The organism is Vibrio sp. SCSIO 43155 (assembly GCF_023716605.1).
Taxonomy (GTDB): Bacteria; Pseudomonadota; Gammaproteobacteria; order Enterobacterales; family Vibrionaceae; genus Vibrio; species Vibrio harveyi.
This window is the reverse complement of sequence record NZ_CP071852.1, coordinates 2,468,450-2,484,484: the sequence shown is the minus strand read 5'-3', so window position 1 is coordinate 2,484,484 and position 16,035 is coordinate 2,468,450. Positions and strand designations below refer to the sequence as shown.

Genomic DNA, 16,035 nt, shown 5'->3' with positions numbered 1-16,035 from the left:
TTAAAACCCCGATATGAAAATATTTTAAGAGGAAAGGGGCAAAGGCTTACTAATTATATGGTTTTTATTCTGTGTTTATTGAGTAGAATGTGGCAATAATTAAAGTTCACGTCCATGAATGAGGAAGCGATGGAAACTATCGATAAAATCAAACAGCAGATCTCTGAAAACGCAATCCTGCTGTACATGAAAGGATCACCGAAACTACCTAGCTGTGGTTTCTCTTCTCAAGCAGCACAAGCTCTAATGGCATGTGGCGAGAAGTTCGCTTACGTAGACATTCTACAAAACCCAGATATTCGCGCTGAGCTACCAAAATACGCTCAATGGCCTACATTCCCACAACTGTGGGTTGAAGGTGAGCTGATCGGTGGTTGTGACATCATTTTGGAAATGTTCCAAAAAGGTGAACTTCAGCCTCTTATCAAAGAAGCTGCGGCACGCGTTGAAGGTGACGCTGAGTAATTCGTAAATACTCACATTTGGCGATAGAATACAAAGGAGCCGCATTGGCTCCTTTTTCTTTTTTAGGTTAGTGGAATGAACTTGAAGCTTTACTACGTACATGATCCAATGTGCAGCTGGTGTTGGGGCTACAAACCAACCATCGAAAAATTGAAGCAGCAACTGCCAGGTGTGATTCAGTTTGAGTATGTTATGGGTGGGCTTGCGCCAGATACTAATCTGCCGATGCCTCCGGAAATGCAGCAAAAGATTGAACAGATTTGGAAGCAAATCGAAAGTCAGCTTGGTACCAAGTTTAACTATGATTTCTGGACGTTGTGTACACCAGTACGTAGTACTTACCAATCTTGCCGTGCAGTTATCGCTGCAGGTTTCCAAGATTCTTATGAGCAGATGCTGGAAGCGATTCAGCACGCTTACTATTTACGTGCGATGCCTCCTCATGAAGAGGCAACCCATCTGCAACTCGCAAGAGAGATTGGCTTAAACGTTCAACAGTTTAAGAATGATATGGATGGCACTTTGCTGGAAGGTGTTTTCCAAGACCAACTCAGTCTTGCAAAGAGCTTGGGTGTTAGTTCTTACCCGAGTTTGGTACTGCAAATTAACGATGCTTACTTCCCAATTGAAGTGGACTATTTGTCGACAGAAAATACGTTGAAGCTTATCCGCGAGCGCATCATCGACAACATGCCAGCGCAGTAAACTGAAACTGGTTTTCAAAGCCCAAATAACAAAAAGCCGCTCAATGAGCGGCTTTTTCGTAACGAATTGTATCCATTTAATTGATGCGACTACAGCACCATTGCAGCAATCCAACCGAAGATGATCAAAGGGATGTTGTAGTGGATAAATGTCGGCACTACGGTTTCCCAGATGTGCTCGTGCTGACCATCTGCGTTTAGACCCGATGTTGGACCTAACGTTGAATCAGAAGCCGGAGAGCCTGCATCACCTAGTGCTGCTGCTGTACCTACTAGTGCGATTGTCGCCATCGGTGAGAAACCAAATGCTAGTGAAAGCGGCACATAGATAGTTGCAAGGATTGGAATTGTAGAAAACGATGAGCCGATGCCCATTGTTACCAGCAGACCAACGATCAGCATTAATAGTGCTGCAAGAGGCTTGTTGTCACCGATGCTGGTTGATAGCGATTGTACAAGCGTCTCAACGCCGCCGGTTTGCTTCATTACTGCAGCGAAACCTGCCGCCGCAATCATGATGAAGCCAATCATTGCCATCATGTGTACACCTTTAGTGAACACGTCGTGCGTCTCTTTCCATGCGATAACACCACCGAAAGTGAACACCATGAAGCCAGCTAGTGCACCGATGATCATTGAGCCCGTGTATAGCTGTACGCTTAGCGCAGCAAGAATACCTAAGCCTGCAACCACAATATGTTTTTTGTTTAGCTTCTCTTCAGATTCTTGAACAACGGTCAGTTCAGTTTCTTTGTATTCACGAGGCTTACGGTAGCTAAAGAAGATTGCAGTTAGAAGACCAAACAACATACCCGCGCCCGGCAACAGCATTGCCGTTGGAACTTGGCTTGCCACGACATCTGTTAGACCATTGTCATGTAAGTTCTTCAATAGGATGTTGTTTAGGAAGATGCCACCAAAACCTATTGGTAGAACCATGTATGGCGTGATCAAACCAAAGGTAAGCACACAAGCAACCAAACGACGGTCCAACTTCAGCTTAGCGAATACGCCCAAAAGAGGTGGAATCAAAATTGGAATGAAGGCGATATGTACCGGAATCACGTTTTGAGATGACATGGTAACAAGTACAAGAGCAACCAATACTGCGTATTTTAGACCCGTAGTCGACGCAGAGCTCTCTTTACCATTTAGGCGTTTGATAACGCTTTTTGCCAAAAGGTCAGTGATGCCAGAACGAGAAATTGCAACAGCGAAAGTACCAAGCATTGCGTAGCTTAGCGCGATAGTCGCACCGCCACCCAGACCGCTTTCAAATGCAGCAACGGTATCCCCAAGGCTCATGCCTGCAACAAGGCCACCAACGATGGCACTAAACGTGAGGGCAACCACCACGTTCACGCGCATCAATGCTAACACGAGCATGACGCACACAGATATAACGACAGGATTCATACTTTTCCTAATATGTTGTGTTTACTTATTATTCTTCGTCTACAAGCGGCCAACCGCCTAGGGCCTTCCATTTGTTGACGATGCCACAGAATAACTCTGCAGTTTGTTGTGTATCGTAGAGGGCTGAGTGTGCCTCACGATTGTCGAATTCCATCCCTGCTGCTTTACATGCTTTAGCGAGAACAGTTTGACCATAAGCAAGCCCACTTAATGTTGCGGTATCAAAAGTGGCAAATGGATGGAAAGGGACTCTTTTAAGTTTACAGCGTTCATTCGCTGCATTAACAAAACCTAAGTCGAAAGCGGCGTTGTGTGCAACCATGATGGCACGCGAACAGTCTGCTGCTTTTTGTTCTTTGCGAATCAGTTTGTAGATTTCTTTAAGTGCTTCTTGTTCGGAAACTGCACCGCGAAGAGGGCTGAATGGGTCACGAATGCCATTAAACTCCAGCGCTTCTTTTTCTAAGTTCGCGCCTTCGAAAGGTTCGATATGAAAATGAATGGTTGAGGCAGGATGCAGATCGCCATTTTCATCCATACTTAGGGTGACGGCGCAGATTTCTAAAAGTGCATCAGTTTGAGCATTGAAACCTGCGGTCTCAACGTCTACTACCACTGGAAAATAACCACGAAAACGCTTTTTCAGGGTTAGAGCTTCATTTTCTATTGTCATGTTGGCTTATATTTGTGTGACGAAGGCTGCATTATTGCAGATTCTACCGATGAGAAAAACCGCAATTTGGGAGAAATGTAGAATTCTATTCCCCATTAACCAGTGAGGGTTATAACCAAAAACAAGGGAGTCGGTCACCTGTTATTCTCGTGATGTTATTTACCATTTTATACCCAAGTCATTCTCGTTGAAGCAAGCATCTCGATGTTACTTGGGTATATACACTTGCCAAAGTGAGCGTTAACTCCTTATAACCACTTGTAAATTCCATGTTGGCGGGATTTTTGCATTGTTTTGCATGTTTTCAATTGATTCAAGTAAGTGGCAATAGACTGCCGTTTGAGAGATGTACCTAGATGAATAAATGGCTAGTAACCAGTGGTATCGTGATGTCTTTGCTTAGCGCAAACAGTTTTGCGTCGATGGGCAAGCGTTATGTCGCCACACCGCAACAATCACAGTGGGAGATGGTGATGAATACGCCATTGGAGTGCCAACTTGTGCATCCTATCCCTGGGTTTGGTGATGCGGTATTTTCGTCTCGTGCGAGTAAAAAGATAAACTTGGATTTTGAGCTGAAGATGCGTCGACCTATGGGTGAAACACGTAATGTCAGTTTGATTTCTATGCCACCTCCATGGCGTCCCGGCGAGCATGCTGATCGCATTACTAACCTCAAGTTCTTCAAACAGTTTGATGGTTATGTTGGTGGGCAAACCGCTTGGGGCATTCTTTCTGAGTTAGAAAAGGGACGTTACCCAACGTTCAGCTACCAAGATTGGCAGAGTCGGGATCAGCGTATTGAAGTGGCGTTGTCATCGGTACTATTTCAGAACAAATACAACGCGTTTAGTGACTGTATTTCTAACTTGTTGAAGTACAGCTTCGAGGATATTGCGTTTACGATCCTTCATTATGAACGCCAAGGGGATCAGCTCACCAAAGCATCGAAGAAACGCTTATCGCAAATCGCAGATTATGTGCGTCACAATCAAGATATCGATTTGGTGCTGGTGGCGACCTACACCGATTCAACTGACGGTAAGAGCGCAAGTCAAAGCTTATCGGAGCGACGTGCTGAATCGCTGCGTACTTACTTTGAGTCTCTTGGTTTATCTGGTGATCGGATTCAGGTCCAAGGTTATGGTAAGCGTCGCCCGATCGCAGACAATGGCTCACCAATTGGCAAAGATAAAAACCGTCGCGTAGTGATTTCACTTGGGCGAACTCAGGTTTAATCTGACATTTGACACAATAAAAAACGCCAGAGAATAAACTCTGGCGTTTTTGTCGCTATTTGACGTTGTTTGAATACTATTGTTAATCGTATTGGCTTATTGCCGAAAATTAGTTGAGTCGGAACTTGGCGATAATCTCACAATTCGTCGCGGTATCAATCTTCTCAACTTGTTTGGCAATCGTTGGGTTTGGATGGCGTTTCATAAAGTCAATCAAGGCTTTTGTACAGCATCCAATTGAATCAATAAAGCTTGCGCAATCTTTGTTTGGACACTGAGGGATCAGTGTCAGTACTTTTTCAGACGCTAACTGAAGGTATTTGAGCTCGTACTCTGTATCACCTGCCCAACGCCAAAACTGAGCTAGGTTGTGGCATGAAATCACCGAAATCAATAGTCTCTCATCGGCTTCTATTTCCACGCATTCGCTAATATCTTCACTCAGGCTAAGGGCTTGCTGGTAATGAAGAATGCTGCGAACAGGGTCATCTAGTTGAAGTGCTGTATCGGCTAGAAGTGTGTGTTTTTCCCATTCACTGATCATTATCGTTATCCCACATATCGATGTTGCTGACAAATCTAAACGATAACCATTATCAAGTAAAGCAATTTGTTTATAAACAACAGGCAGGTCTCAGACCTGCCTGCAACAACATGATATGTTTCAATAGAGAAAGGGATTAACCTTCTAAACCTGCCGAAGCTTGTTTATTTTGAATCAGTTCTACCATGTAACCATCGGGGTCTTTGACAAAAGCGATGTGGGTTGTACCGCCTTTAACTGGACCCGGCTCACGAGTTACGTTCCCACCTGCCGCTTTGATCGCGTCACACGTTGAGTAAATATCGTCTACACCGATCGCAATGTGACCAAATGCAGAGCCTAGGTCATACTCAGTTGTGCCCCAGTTGTACGTTAGTTCAATGACAGCACCTTGAGACTCATCTCCGTAGCCAAGAAATGCAAGGGTGTATTCGTACTCTTTATTTTCATTGGTACGAAGCAATTGCATGCCCATTACTTCAGTGTAGAACTTGATAGATTTGTCTAAGTCACCCACGCGCAGCATGGTGTGAAGAATTCGACCGTTTGACATTTTTTTGCTCCTAGCGATTGTTTCAGACAGGGTTATTCGTCTGGATACACTTTATCTTTGAATTCACACAGGTCTTCGATGATACAACTACCACAACGCGGCTTTCGTGCAACACAGGTGTAGCGACCATGAAGGATCAGCCAATGGTGTACATCAAGCTTAAACTCTTTTGGCACCACTTTAAGAAGTTTTTCTTCCACATCGTCGACAGTTTTGCCCATCGCAAACTTTGTACGATTCGAAACACGATAGATATGTGTATCTACCGCAATTGTTGGCCAACCGAATGCGGTGTTCAGTACAACGTTAGCTGTTTTACGACCTACACCGGGTAACGCTTCAAGCGCTGCGCGATCTTCTGGCACTTCACCGTTGTGTTTTTCGAGCAGGATCTTACAAGTTTTAATAGTGTTTTCGGCTTTTGAGTTAAACAGACCGATGGTTTTGATGTATTCCTTTAAACCATCGACGCCCAAATCAAGAATGCCCTGTGGTGTGTTGGCAACTGGGTAGAGCTTATCTGTTGCTTTATTCACACTTACGTCTGTCGCTTGCGCAGAAAGCAGTACGGCGATAAGGAGTTCAAACGGAGTGCTCCAATTGAGCTCCGTTTGAGGATTAGGATTGTTTTCTCTTAATCGTTCGAGAATTTCAATTCTTTTGACTTTGTTCATTGCTGACTTCCAAACCCGTCTTTGCGGTTTATGAAAAAGGCCCTACGAGTGGTAGAGCCTTGATTTTAGAATTTTTACATTATGCGTTAGTTACGCGAGCACGCTCAATGGCTGGTTTTTCTTCTTTTGGCTGACGTGCCTGAATTGAGCTATCGATAACATTTTTCAACGCTATCAAAAGTCCTACCCCGATGAAAGCGCCTGGTGGTAATAATGCAAGTAGGAAGCTGCTATCGAAGTGGAATACTTGAATGCGCAGTGCTGCAGCCCAATCGCCAAGGAGTAGGTCTGCACCATCAAACAGGGTGCCATTACCGATAAGTTCACGCATTGCGCCAAGTACAACCAGTACAGTTGTCATTCCCAGACCCATCCAAAAACCATCTAGTGCTGCTGGCAGTGGATCATTTTTAGATGCGTAAGCTTCCGCACGACCAATGATAATACAGTTGGTTACGATCAGAGGAATGAAAATACCAAGAGATAGATACAAGCCGTAGGCATAAGCATTCATGAGCAGTTGAACGCAAGTTACCAAAGAAGCAATGATCATAACGAAAACGGGAATACGGATTTCTTTTGGTACGTAGTTACGAATCAGTGAAACCGTCACGTTCGAACCGACAAGCACCAACAAAGTCGCAATACCCAAACCAAGCGCGTTGGTAATGGTGGAAGAAACCGCAAGTAGAGGACACAAACCCAGAAGTTGCACTAGGGCTGGGTTATTACTCCACATGCCGTTTTTCATTAGCAGTTTATTTTCACTCATGGTTGCCTCCTGCGCAGTCTAGGGGCTGGTTCAGAATCTCATCACGAGATTTATTAACATAGTTTACCGTGTTTCTTACCGCTTTCACTACCGCGCGAGGGGTAATCGTAGCACCAGTGAACTGATCGAAATCGCCACCATCTTTACGAACGCGCCAAGAATTCCAGTTACTTTCTGTCACTTGTTTACCCGTGAAACTCAAAATCCAGTCGGTAACACGTAAATCGATTTTATCGCCCAACCCCGGTGTTTCTTGATGGCTTAGGATACGAGTACCAAGGATCTTGCCTTGGTTATCGATGCCAGTGATGATTTTGATTTCACCGTTGTAGCCATCTGGAGCGATGGATTCAATCGCCATTGCCGTTGGTTGACCATCTTTAGTTGCGATGTAAGTTGGCATCGCTCGAACCGTACCTAGATCGGGCGCTGACACCATCGTACACGCTGTAACAAGATTGTTGTCATGCATTTCTTCCGGAATCACTTGGTTAAGAACCGACAGCAATTGCTTTTGTTCCTGAAGTTTAATTTGATCTTTTGTTAGGTACTGAGTCAGTGCCACAAGACCGGTTGTAGCACAAGCGAAGATCGCAAGTGTCAGACCATTTTTTCTAATAGCGGTTAACATGTTTACCTCAGTGACCGTAAGTTCTTGGTTTGGTGTAGTAGTCGATCAACGGTACACACATATTGGCAAGCAGAACGGCAAAGGCAACGCCATCTGGGAAACCGCCCCAACTACGAATAATAAATACCAATGCACCAATCAGCGCACCAAAAATCAAACGACCTTTCACGGTAGTGGATGCTGATACAGGATCAGTTGCGATAAAGAATGCGCCCAACATCGTAGCACCCGAAAGTAGGTGGAAGATTGGTGAAGCAGTTTCTCCTGGTGTGATTAAGCTAAATACTGTGCTAAACAGCGCCAAACTGCCTAGGAAGCCAACAGGAATGTACCATTGGATGATGCGCTTTTTGATCATAACCAGTCCACCGACTAAGTAAGCAAGGTTTACCCATTGCCAACCGATACCAGCAAGACCACCAAACATAGGTTGTGATAGCACTTCACTTGGTGTCGCACCAGTGTGGATACCGGTTTTAAATGCGTCTAATGGGGTTGCCATTGTCACGCCATCCACTCCAGCGCGAACTTGTTGTAGTGACAAGCCATCAAAATCATAACCAGTGAAGATCAGAGATAACGCGTCTGCAAAACTAACGTGCTCAGACATCAATGAAACAGGTGCGCTCCAACTTGTCATCTGGACAGGGAAGGAGATAAGTAGCACCACGTAGGCGACCATCGCTGGGTTAAATAGGTTTTGACCAATACCACCGTATAGGTGCTTCGCGATCACGATGGCAAAAATCAAGCCGATGACCATGATCCACCACGGAGACCATGGTGGGATAGCAACGGCTAATAACCATGCTGTCACGATGGCACTGTTATCACGAAGTGCACGCATTGGTGAACGCTTACGCACAAGCATGACTAGCGCTTCTAGCGACACCGCGACCGCAATAGCGAACACAAGTTGAATGATGGTGCCCCAACCAAAGAAGTAGGTTTGAGCCACTAAGCCAGGAATTGCACACAGCGCTACCCATTTCATCAAATCAGGCGTACTACGACGGCTGTGAGCGTGTGGTGAACTGGCAATAAAAAACGACATTACTCGTTCTCCTCAGTATTGTTCTTATTCGCTTCTTGCTGAGCCTTACGCGCTTTAGCGCGGGCAATGGCAGCGGCAACTGCAGCTTTCTTCGGATCCACTTCTGGCTCTTCAGAAGGCGCTTCTTCAACGGATTCAGATTGTGCTTCTTGCTGAGCCTTACGTGCTTTAGCGCGGGCAATGGCTGCGGCAACTGCAGCTTTCTTTGGATCCACTTCTGGCTCTTCAGAAGGCGCTTCTTCAACGGATTCAGATTGTGCTTCTTGCTGAGCCTTACGTGCTTTAGCGCGGGCAATGGCAGCGGCAACTGCAGCTTTCTTCGGATCCACTTCTGGCTCTACAGAAGGCGCTTCTTCAATGGATTCAGCTTGTGATTCTTGCTGAGCCTTACGTGCTTTAGCACGAGCAATCGCAGCGGCAACTGCGGCTTTCTTTGGATCTTCAACTTGTTCAGCAGGAGCTTCAGTTTCTACAGGTTCTGTAGAGTTTTCTTGCTTAGCTTTGCGCGCTTTTGCACGAGCAATCGCAGCGGCAACTGCGGCTTTCTTTGGATCTTCAACTTGCTCTGCAGGCGCTTCCGCTTCAACAGATTCTGTTTGTGCTTCTTGCTGAGCTTTGCGTGCTTTAGCGCGAGCAATGGCTGCGGCAACAGCGGCTTTTTTCGGATCTTCAGCTTGTTCAGCAGGAGCTTCCGTTTCTACAGGTTCTGTAGAGTTTTCTTGCTTAGCTTTGCGCGCTTTTGCACGAGCAATCGCTGCAGCAACTGCGGCTTTCTTCGGATCTTCCGCTTGTTCTGCAGGTGCTTCCGTTTCTACAGATTCAGTTGATTCTTCTTGCTTAGCTTTGCGCGCTTTTGCACGAGCAATGGCAGCAGCTACAGCAGCTTTCTTAGGATCACCGCCTTGCTGTTCAGACGTTTCTGATTCTACAGGTTCGGTTGAATCCTCTTGTTGTGCTTTTTTCGCTTTAGCTCTGGCGATAGCTGCCGCGACGGCTGCTTTCTTGTCACCAGCTTCAGCAGGTGTTGATGTGTCTTCTTGCTGAGCTTTCTTGGCTTTTGCACGGGCAATAGCGGCTGCAACTGCAGACTTCTTATCGTCAGCATTATCCTCAGATGTGTCACCTTGCTCTTTTTGTGCTTTACGCTCACGAGCAATACGTTTGCGCTCTTCGCGTAGCTTCGCCATTTCTGAGTTATCAGGTTCTGCTGCGCCAGATTGAGCTGCTGCAGCTTGTTTTGCTTTTGCTTTGGCAATCGCGGCAGCAACCGCTGGTTTCACTGCTGGCTCGGCTTTCGCTTCAGCGTTCTCTTTTTGCGCTTTCACACGAGCGATCGCTGCTGCAATCGCATCGTCACCACCAGATGCTTTCATGTCTTTACGACGATCATCCGCGGCTTTCTTGAAGCGATTCTCACGTTCTGCTTTTTCGCGTTCCATACGCGCTTTTTTCTCTTCAAAGCGCAGTTTAGCTCGTTCAGCGGCTGCCGCTTCTTGAGCGCGAGTACGGATTTCAGCTTTCGCTTGACGATAATATTGAACCAGTGGAATCTCACTTGGACACACAAATGCACACGCACCACATTCAATACAGTCTTTTAAGTTCAGCTCTTCCAGCTTGTCGTATTCTTGGCTTTTCGCATACCACTGGAGCTGCTGTGGCAGTAGTGAGGCAGGGCATGCCTCAGCACATTGGCTACAACGAATGCATTCCATTTCGTGTTGGTCAGAGGCGATCTCACGACGTTTCGGTGCCAGAATACAGTTTGCCGTTTTAGTGATAGGAACCTGAGCGTGAGGTAGGGTAAAGCCCATCATTGGACCACCCATGATCAGACGCTGCAGTTTTTTATCTGCTTTGTAGCCAAACTCGTCTAAAAGTGCTTGTACTGGCGTGCCAAGAAGCGTCCAAACGTTACGTGGTTGCTTGAAGGTCTTACCCGTCAGAGTCACGATGCGATTTACTACAGGTTCGCCATCGATCACTGCACGCTTAATTGAGTAGAGAGAACCAACGTTTTGAACCAGGATGCCAATATCGGCAGGGATAGCACCGCTAGGAACTTCTTTATTGGTCAAAATCTTGATGAGCTGCTTCTCACCACCAGAAGGGTATTTGGTTGGGATAACGCGGATCACGATGTCTTTGTTCATCGCCGCTTGTTCCAGTGCTTTGATTGCTGCTGGCTTGTTATCTTCAATACCGATGATGGTCAGTTTTGGCTTAAGGATATGCTCGACGATCTCGATACCTTGGATCAGTTCGTCCGCATGCTCTTGCATGAGTTTGTCATCGGCGGTGATGTAAGGCTCACATTCGGCTGCGTTGACAATAAGAATTTCGGTACGTGCGATACCCGATTGGATCTTCTTAGCAGTAGGGAAGCCTGCGCCACCCATGCCAGAGATACCAGCAAGGCGAATCACATCGATTAACGCATCAGCGGATTCTTGAGTGTAATCGGCAACGGGCGTTTTCTCACACCAAGCATCGTTACCATCAGGTGTAATCACTGCGCACAGTTCGCTCAAACCCGATGGGTGAGCAACAGTTCGTGGCTCAATAGCCGTCACTTGACCGGAAGTTGGTGCATGAACCGGAACGGTAAAGCCACTGTCTGACGCCGTTAGTTGCTGACCTTTCAACACCTTGTCGCCAACAGCAATCAATAGATTACCTGCTTTACCTATGTGTTGTTTTAGAGGTAGGACGATTTCCGACGGAATGGCTGCATGAACCAATTCAGTTTTGTTGGATTGCTTTTTGTTTTCTGCCGGATGCACGCCACCTGGGAAATCCCAGAGCGAACCAGTACGAATTTGTTCAATCAAAGACAACATACGAAACCTTATTTAATTGAATCAGTCACGTTCGCTGCATTGGCAGCATCCGTAATGTTAACCACAGGAATGGCGTTAAGTTTCCACTTCCAGCTCTCTGTGGTGGTTTCCACAGGAATCATTTCAATACAGTCAGTTGGACAAGGCGCAACACACAAGTCACAACCCGTACACTCGTCTTTGATTACGGTATGAAGGGCTTTAGTACCACCAACAATCGCATCGACAGGACACGCTTGAATGCACTTTGTACAACCGATACACATGTCTTCATGGATGAAGGCAACCGTTTTGACTTTGTTGTCGAGGTCGTGTGCCGACTCTTCCGCTTCGACACCCATCAAATCCGCCAGTTTTTCAATGGTCGCTTGACCACCTGGGGGACACTTGTTGATTTGATCGCCGTTAGCAATCGCTTCTGCGTATGGACGACAACCTGGGTAGCCACACTGACCGCACTGAGTTTGAGGAAGAATAGAATCGATTTGATCGACGATCGGGTCGGCTTCTACTTTGAAGCGAATCGACGCAAAACCGAGTATGGCCCCAAATACAGCGGCAAGCGCTGCAAGGGCAATGATCGCAATTAAAATAGTACTCATTGTCTACTTCACCAAACCAGTAAAGCCCATGAAGGCAAGAGACATAAGACCTGCGGTGATCATTGCAATCGAAGCACCTTTAAACGGTACAGGTACGTCAGCTGCAGCAATACGTTCACGCATTGAGGCAAATAGGATCAATACCAAAGAGAAGCCAACTGCCGCACCAAAACCGTAAATGATCGATTCAATGAAGTTGTGGTTTTCATTGATGTTAAGCAGGGCAACACCCAAAACAGCACAGTTCGTTGTAATCAATGGTAGGAAGATACCCAACAGACGATAAAGCGTCGGGCTGGTTTTGTGCACGACCATTTCGGTGAACTGTACAACAACAGCGATCACCAAAATAAAGCTCATGGTTCGTAGATATTCGATGCCCAGTGGACGTAAAACATAGCTTTCCACTAAGTATGCACACACAGACGCGAGCGTTAGTACAAAAGTTGTAGCTAAGCCCATGCCAATTGCTGTTTCCAGTTTTTTAGACACGCCCATAAAAGGACACAAGCCCAAAAACTTCACCAGTACAAAGTTGTTCACCAGCACAGTGCCGACCAACAACAAAATATATTCGGTCATAGTTATTACGTTCTTAAAATCCGATCCCAATATTATCGTGTTTTGTGACACCAATAACAACCAAAGAACGGTGTGGTTTTATGCACCCGATGGAAAATTATACGTGTATGTGATGTGAGTGGATGGATTAATAAGAAATTGAAAAGTTTGGTGAATGGTTGTTAACAAAGGAAAACGCAATTTTCGTCACTGATTTAACGCACGCTTTGCTGGCGGCTTCACTCTTCATTTCTTGGATAAAACGAAATAGAAAATGCTCATACCCCTAATGGGCTAGGGGGATGAGCTAAGGTTAACGTTTCTAAATTGACTTACAGTTTTTCTGTAAAGGTGCGGCTGATAACGTCTTGTTGCTGCTCTCTCGTTAGCGAGTTAAAACGCACTGCGTAACCAGACACTCGAATCGTCAATTGAGGGTATTTTTCAGGATGTTCAACCGCATCTAACAGCATCTCTCGGTTGAGAACATTAACATTGAGATGCTGACCACCTTCAATCGCAATAGCCTCATTGCTTGCTTCATGATGGAAGTACCCATCCATTAGTGCTGCAAGGTTCTTCTTCTGGCTTGACTCATCTTTACCTAATGCATTGGGTACAATTGAGAAGGTGTAAGAAATGCCATCTTTCGCGTAAGCAAACGGCAGTTTGGAAACCGAAGCTAACGAAGCAACCGCTCCTTTTTCATCACGACCATGCATTGGGTTTGCACCTGGACCAAACGGCATACCTGCGCGGCGACCATCTGGCGTGTTACCCGTTTTTTTGCCGTAAACCACGTTAGATGTGATGGTTAGGATCGACTGAGTTGGCACAGCTTCACGATAAGTGTGCATCTTCTGAATTTTTTTCATGAAGCGCTCTACTAGATCACAAGCGATGTCATCAACGCGTGGATCATTGTTACCGAATTTCGGGTAGTCGCCTTCGATTTCAAAATCAACGGCGATGCCATTCTCGTCGCGAATCGGTTTCACTGTTGCGAATTTGATTGCAGCTAAAGAGTCTGCCACCACAGATAGACCCGCAATACCACACGCCATGGTTCGATGTACGTCACGATCCATCAGTGCCATTAATGACGCTTCGTAGCTGTAACGGTCATGCGAGTAATGGATGATGTTCAACGCAGTGACATATTGAGTCGCTAACCATTCCAACATGTTATCGAAGCGCGGCATTAGTGCGTCAAAGTCGAGAATTTCATCTTGAACTTTTTCTACAGATGGACCTACTTGCGCTTTAGATTTCTCGTCTATGCCGCCGTTGATTGTGTATAGCAGCGCTTTTGCAAGGTTGGCTCGTGCGCCAAAGAACTGCATGTGTTGACCAACAATCTGTGGACTCACACAACAAGCTATCGCGTAATCGTCGTTATTGAAATCTGGGCGCATCAGATCGTCATTTTCGTACTGAACGGAAGACGTATCAATTGACACTTTTGCTGCGTATTGCTTAAACGTCTCTGGTAATTGCTCTGACCAAAGGATCGTCATGTTTGGCTCTGGTGCTGGTCCCATGGTATGCAATGTATGCAAGTAGCGGAATGTCGTTTTAGTTACGAGCGTGCGACCATCTACCCCCATCCCAGCCATGGCTTCTGTTGCCCAGATTGGGTCGCCAGAAAACAATGAATCGTATTCTGGTGTACGGAGGAAGCGAACCATGCGCAATTTCATGATGAAGTGGTCGATCATCTCTTGCGCTTGTGATTCATCAATCAAACCATTTGCGATATCGCGTTCTAGGTAAACGTCTAAGAAGGTTGATGTACGACCCAATGACATTGCAGCGCCATTTTGTGATTTAACCGCCGCTAGGTAGCCAAAGTAGGTAAATTGAATCGCTTCTTGTGCTGTTTTTGCGGGTAGCGACATATCAATGCCGTATTTCAGACCCATTTGACGAATGTCTTCAAGTGCTTGAACTTGATCGGCAATCTCTTCACGCAGGCGAAGTGTCTTTTCAAGATCACTGCCACGCTCTAGGAAAGTTTGTGTTGAGTTGTATTGCTCTTTTTTATCTGCTTTTAAGAATTCGATACCGTAAAGGGCGATACGTCGGTAATCACCGATGATACGTCCACGACCATAAGCATCTGGAAGACCAGTAATGATGCCTGATTTACGACACGCTAGGATCTCTTTGGTGTACAGATCGAAACACGCTTTGTTGTGAGTTTTGCGGTATTCGGTGAAGATCTTTTCTACGGTTGGGTCTAGCTCTCGACCGTACACTTCGCACGAGTTTTTCACCATACGAATGCCGCCATTGGCGATAATGGCACGTTTGAGTGGCTGTTCGGTTTGTAAGCCAACGATCTTTTCTAAATCTTTGTTGATGTAACCCGCATCGTGAGAAGTAATTGTTGATGGCAGAGCGGTATCGAAATCAACAGGCGCGTGTGTGCGGCTTTCTTGTTTAATGCCTTCAAGCACTTGGTTCCACAATGCTGACGTAGATTCACTTACCTCAGCTAAGAAGGACTCGTCTCCTTCATAAGGGGTGTAGTTTTTTTGGATGAAGTCACGAGTGTTGACAGCATTTTGCCATTCACCAGCAGCGAATCCAGTCCATGCGTCAAGCATATCAGTCGTCGGAATAGTCATTAGTAAATCCCTAAGTTATTGATAAATAGAATGGAGGCGACGAGTAGGACGGAACCATTCTTAACCCTTTCAATCGTATGGACTTACCACCTATGAGTAAAATGAATGCTTTTCATTTTTTAAATGATTAAAATGCATTAATATTTAAATCATAGGTTTATGGTTGGCTTTTGCTTTTGGAACCACACATTTAATGCTTGGTATCGTGAATTTATCGGCGAATTAAAAGTAAAACAGAGTAATGAGCAGATTTGCCGTCATTCGAATTAGGAAGAAGCGGTGTGTATGAAGAGATTGTGTAACTGTATTTACTAAGCTTATTTGTGCTGAGATTCTAGAGGAGCAGATACGAAAAAGCCGCGTCTTTCGACACGGCTTTATCTGGAATTTGGCTCCTCCTGCTGGATTCGAACCAGCGACCTGCGGATTAACAGTCCGTCGCTCTACCGACTGAGCTAAGGAGGAATTGCTTTGCTTGAAAGCGGGTCGCATCTTACCGAGCACCTATATTTCTGTCAACACCTAAAAAACACATTTCTAGTAAAAAATAATGGAATTTTATCTTTACTTTCTTGTAATCCTTGCCAGTAAAGGGCTGGAGTTACTTATCCACCAAATTTGTGGATAACTATGTTGATGAGATCTGAGTAAAGATCTTTTATATGCAACAGTGTTGTT

The 16,035-nt window shown here is 45.6% G+C and carries 15 protein-coding genes and 1 tRNA gene; 3 read left to right on the top strand and 13 right to left on the bottom strand.

What is annotated here, in order from left to right; all coding sequences use genetic code 11:
* Positions 1-129: 129 nt before the first annotated feature.
* Both J4N44_RS11895 and J4N44_RS11890 read left to right on the top strand, forming a co-directional pair.
* The gene (locus J4N44_RS11895; RefSeq protein ID WP_005444666.1) at positions 130-465 is read left to right on the top strand and encodes a Grx4 family monothiol glutaredoxin; all 336 of its coding nucleotides are present in this window, start codon (positions 130-132) and stop codon (positions 463-465) included.
* A 75-nt stretch (positions 466-540) separates the two neighbouring features.
* Positions 541-1,170, top strand: coding sequence for a DsbA family protein (locus J4N44_RS11890; protein ID WP_005444667.1), 630 nt, complete (start codon positions 541-543; stop codon positions 1,168-1,170).
* 89 nt (positions 1,171-1,259) lie between these two features.
* On the opposite strand, the gene J4N44_RS11885 is transcribed toward J4N44_RS11890, so the two are convergent.
* On the bottom strand, positions 1,260-2,585 hold the full coding sequence (locus J4N44_RS11885) for a Na+/H+ antiporter family protein (RefSeq protein ID WP_005444668.1): 1,326 nt from the start codon (positions 2,583-2,585) through the stop codon (positions 1,260-1,262).
* 28 nt (positions 2,586-2,613) lie between these two features.
* Positions 2,614-3,258: a ribonuclease T gene (gene rnt / locus J4N44_RS11880; RefSeq protein ID WP_009698519.1), complete on the bottom strand. Its 645-nt coding sequence runs from the start codon at positions 3,256-3,258 to the stop codon at positions 2,614-2,616.
* 356 nt (positions 3,259-3,614) lie between these two features.
* Between rnt and motY the strand changes: the two genes are divergently transcribed.
* Positions 3,615-4,496: a flagellar protein MotY gene (gene motY, locus J4N44_RS11875; protein WP_009698518.1), complete on the top strand. Its 882-nt coding sequence runs from the start codon at positions 3,615-3,617 to the stop codon at positions 4,494-4,496.
* A gap of 109 nt (positions 4,497-4,605) precedes the next feature.
* Here the strand turns inward: motY and J4N44_RS11870 are convergent, their stop codons facing one another.
* The 11 genes from J4N44_RS11870 to J4N44_RS11820 form a co-directional block, all read right to left on the bottom strand.
* A complete protein-coding gene (locus tag J4N44_RS11870; protein ID WP_005444671.1) occupies positions 4,606-5,040 on the bottom strand; it encodes a DUF2753 domain-containing protein in 435 nt (144 codons plus the stop codon).
* 136 nt (positions 5,041-5,176) lie between these two features.
* Positions 5,177-5,593, bottom strand: a complete 417-nt coding sequence (gloA, locus tag J4N44_RS11865) for a lactoylglutathione lyase (RefSeq protein ID WP_009698517.1) — start codon at positions 5,591-5,593, stop codon at positions 5,177-5,179.
* 32 nt (positions 5,594-5,625) lie between these two features.
* Positions 5,626-6,267 (bottom strand): endonuclease III, encoded by a 642-nt coding sequence (nth, locus tag J4N44_RS11860; protein WP_005444675.1) that lies wholly within the window; start codon positions 6,265-6,267, stop codon positions 5,626-5,628.
* Between the two features lie 79 nt (positions 6,268-6,346).
* On the bottom strand, positions 6,347-7,039 hold the full coding sequence (locus tag J4N44_RS11855) for an electron transport complex subunit E (RefSeq protein WP_009698515.1): 693 nt from the start codon (positions 7,037-7,039) through the stop codon (positions 6,347-6,349).
* Positions 7,032-7,670, bottom strand: a complete 639-nt coding sequence (rsxG, locus tag J4N44_RS11850) for an electron transport complex subunit RsxG (protein WP_005444679.1) — start codon at positions 7,668-7,670, stop codon at positions 7,032-7,034. The genes J4N44_RS11855 and rsxG overlap by 8 nt, the downstream gene beginning before the upstream one ends.
* A 7-nt stretch (positions 7,671-7,677) precedes the next feature.
* Complete coding sequence (gene rsxD / locus J4N44_RS11845) at positions 7,678-8,724, bottom strand: electron transport complex subunit RsxD (protein ID WP_009702728.1); 1,047 nt, start codon at positions 8,722-8,724, stop codon at positions 7,678-7,680.
* Complete coding sequence (gene rsxC / locus J4N44_RS11840) at positions 8,724-11,564, bottom strand: electron transport complex subunit RsxC (RefSeq protein WP_252044490.1); 2,841 nt, start codon at positions 11,562-11,564, stop codon at positions 8,724-8,726. Before rsxC ends, rsxD begins: the two co-directional genes overlap by 1 nt.
* A gap of 8 nt (positions 11,565-11,572) precedes the next feature.
* Positions 11,573-12,166: an electron transport complex subunit RsxB gene (rsxB, locus tag J4N44_RS11835; RefSeq protein ID WP_029790465.1), complete on the bottom strand. Its 594-nt coding sequence runs from the start codon at positions 12,164-12,166 to the stop codon at positions 11,573-11,575.
* A gap of 3 nt (positions 12,167-12,169) precedes the next feature.
* Entirely contained in the window at positions 12,170-12,748 is a 579-nt protein-coding gene (rsxA, locus tag J4N44_RS11830; RefSeq protein WP_005425202.1) for an electron transport complex subunit RsxA, read from the bottom strand.
* A gap of 311 nt (positions 12,749-13,059) precedes the next feature.
* Positions 13,060-15,357: a formate C-acetyltransferase gene (pflB, locus tag J4N44_RS11825; protein ID WP_009702726.1), complete on the bottom strand. Its 2,298-nt coding sequence runs from the start codon at positions 15,355-15,357 to the stop codon at positions 13,060-13,062.
* A 389-nt stretch (positions 15,358-15,746) separates the two neighbouring features.
* Positions 15,747-15,822, bottom strand: a tRNA-Asn gene (locus J4N44_RS11820).
* Between the last annotated feature and the right edge of the window lie 213 nt (positions 15,823-16,035).

Excerpts from the sequence above, each read along its gene's own strand:
- J4N44_RS11895 (WP_005444666.1), top strand. The coding sequence starts at position 130 with ATGGAAACTATCGATAAAATCAAACAGCAGATCTCTGAAAACGCAATC.
- J4N44_RS11890 (WP_005444667.1), top strand. The coding sequence starts at position 541 with ATGAACTTGAAGCTTTACTACGTACATGATCCAATGTGCAGCTGGTGT.
- J4N44_RS11885 (WP_005444668.1), bottom strand. The coding sequence starts at position 2,585 with ATGAATCCTGTCGTTATATCTGTGTGCGTCATGCTCGTGTTAGCATTG.
- rnt (WP_009698519.1), bottom strand. The coding sequence starts at position 3,258 with ATGACAATAGAAAATGAAGCTCTAACCCTGAAAAAGCGTTTTCGTGGT.
- motY (WP_009698518.1), top strand. The coding sequence starts at position 3,615 with ATGAATAAATGGCTAGTAACCAGTGGTATCGTGATGTCTTTGCTTAGC.
- J4N44_RS11870 (WP_005444671.1), bottom strand. The coding sequence starts at position 5,040 with ATGATCAGTGAATGGGAAAAACACACACTTCTAGCCGATACAGCACTT.
- gloA (WP_009698517.1), bottom strand. The coding sequence starts at position 5,593 with ATGTCAAACGGTCGAATTCTTCACACCATGCTGCGCGTGGGTGACTTA.
- nth (WP_005444675.1), bottom strand. The coding sequence starts at position 6,267 with ATGAACAAAGTCAAAAGAATTGAAATTCTCGAACGATTAAGAGAAAAC.
- J4N44_RS11855 (WP_009698515.1), bottom strand. The coding sequence starts at position 7,039 with ATGAGTGAAAATAAACTGCTAATGAAAAACGGCATGTGGAGTAATAAC.
- rsxG (WP_005444679.1), bottom strand. The coding sequence starts at position 7,670 with ATGTTAACCGCTATTAGAAAAAATGGTCTGACACTTGCGATCTTCGCT.
- rsxD (WP_009702728.1), bottom strand. The coding sequence starts at position 8,724 with ATGTCGTTTTTTATTGCCAGTTCACCACACGCTCACAGCCGTCGTAGT.
- rsxC (WP_252044490.1), bottom strand. The coding sequence starts at position 11,564 with ATGTTGTCTTTGATTGAACAAATTCGTACTGGTTCGCTCTGGGATTTC.
- rsxB (WP_029790465.1), bottom strand. The coding sequence starts at position 12,166 with ATGAGTACTATTTTAATTGCGATCATTGCCCTTGCAGCGCTTGCCGCT.
- rsxA (WP_005425202.1), bottom strand. The coding sequence starts at position 12,748 with ATGACCGAATATATTTTGTTGTTGGTCGGCACTGTGCTGGTGAACAAC.
- pflB (WP_009702726.1), bottom strand. The coding sequence starts at position 15,357 with ATGACTATTCCGACGACTGATATGCTTGACGCATGGACTGGATTCGCT.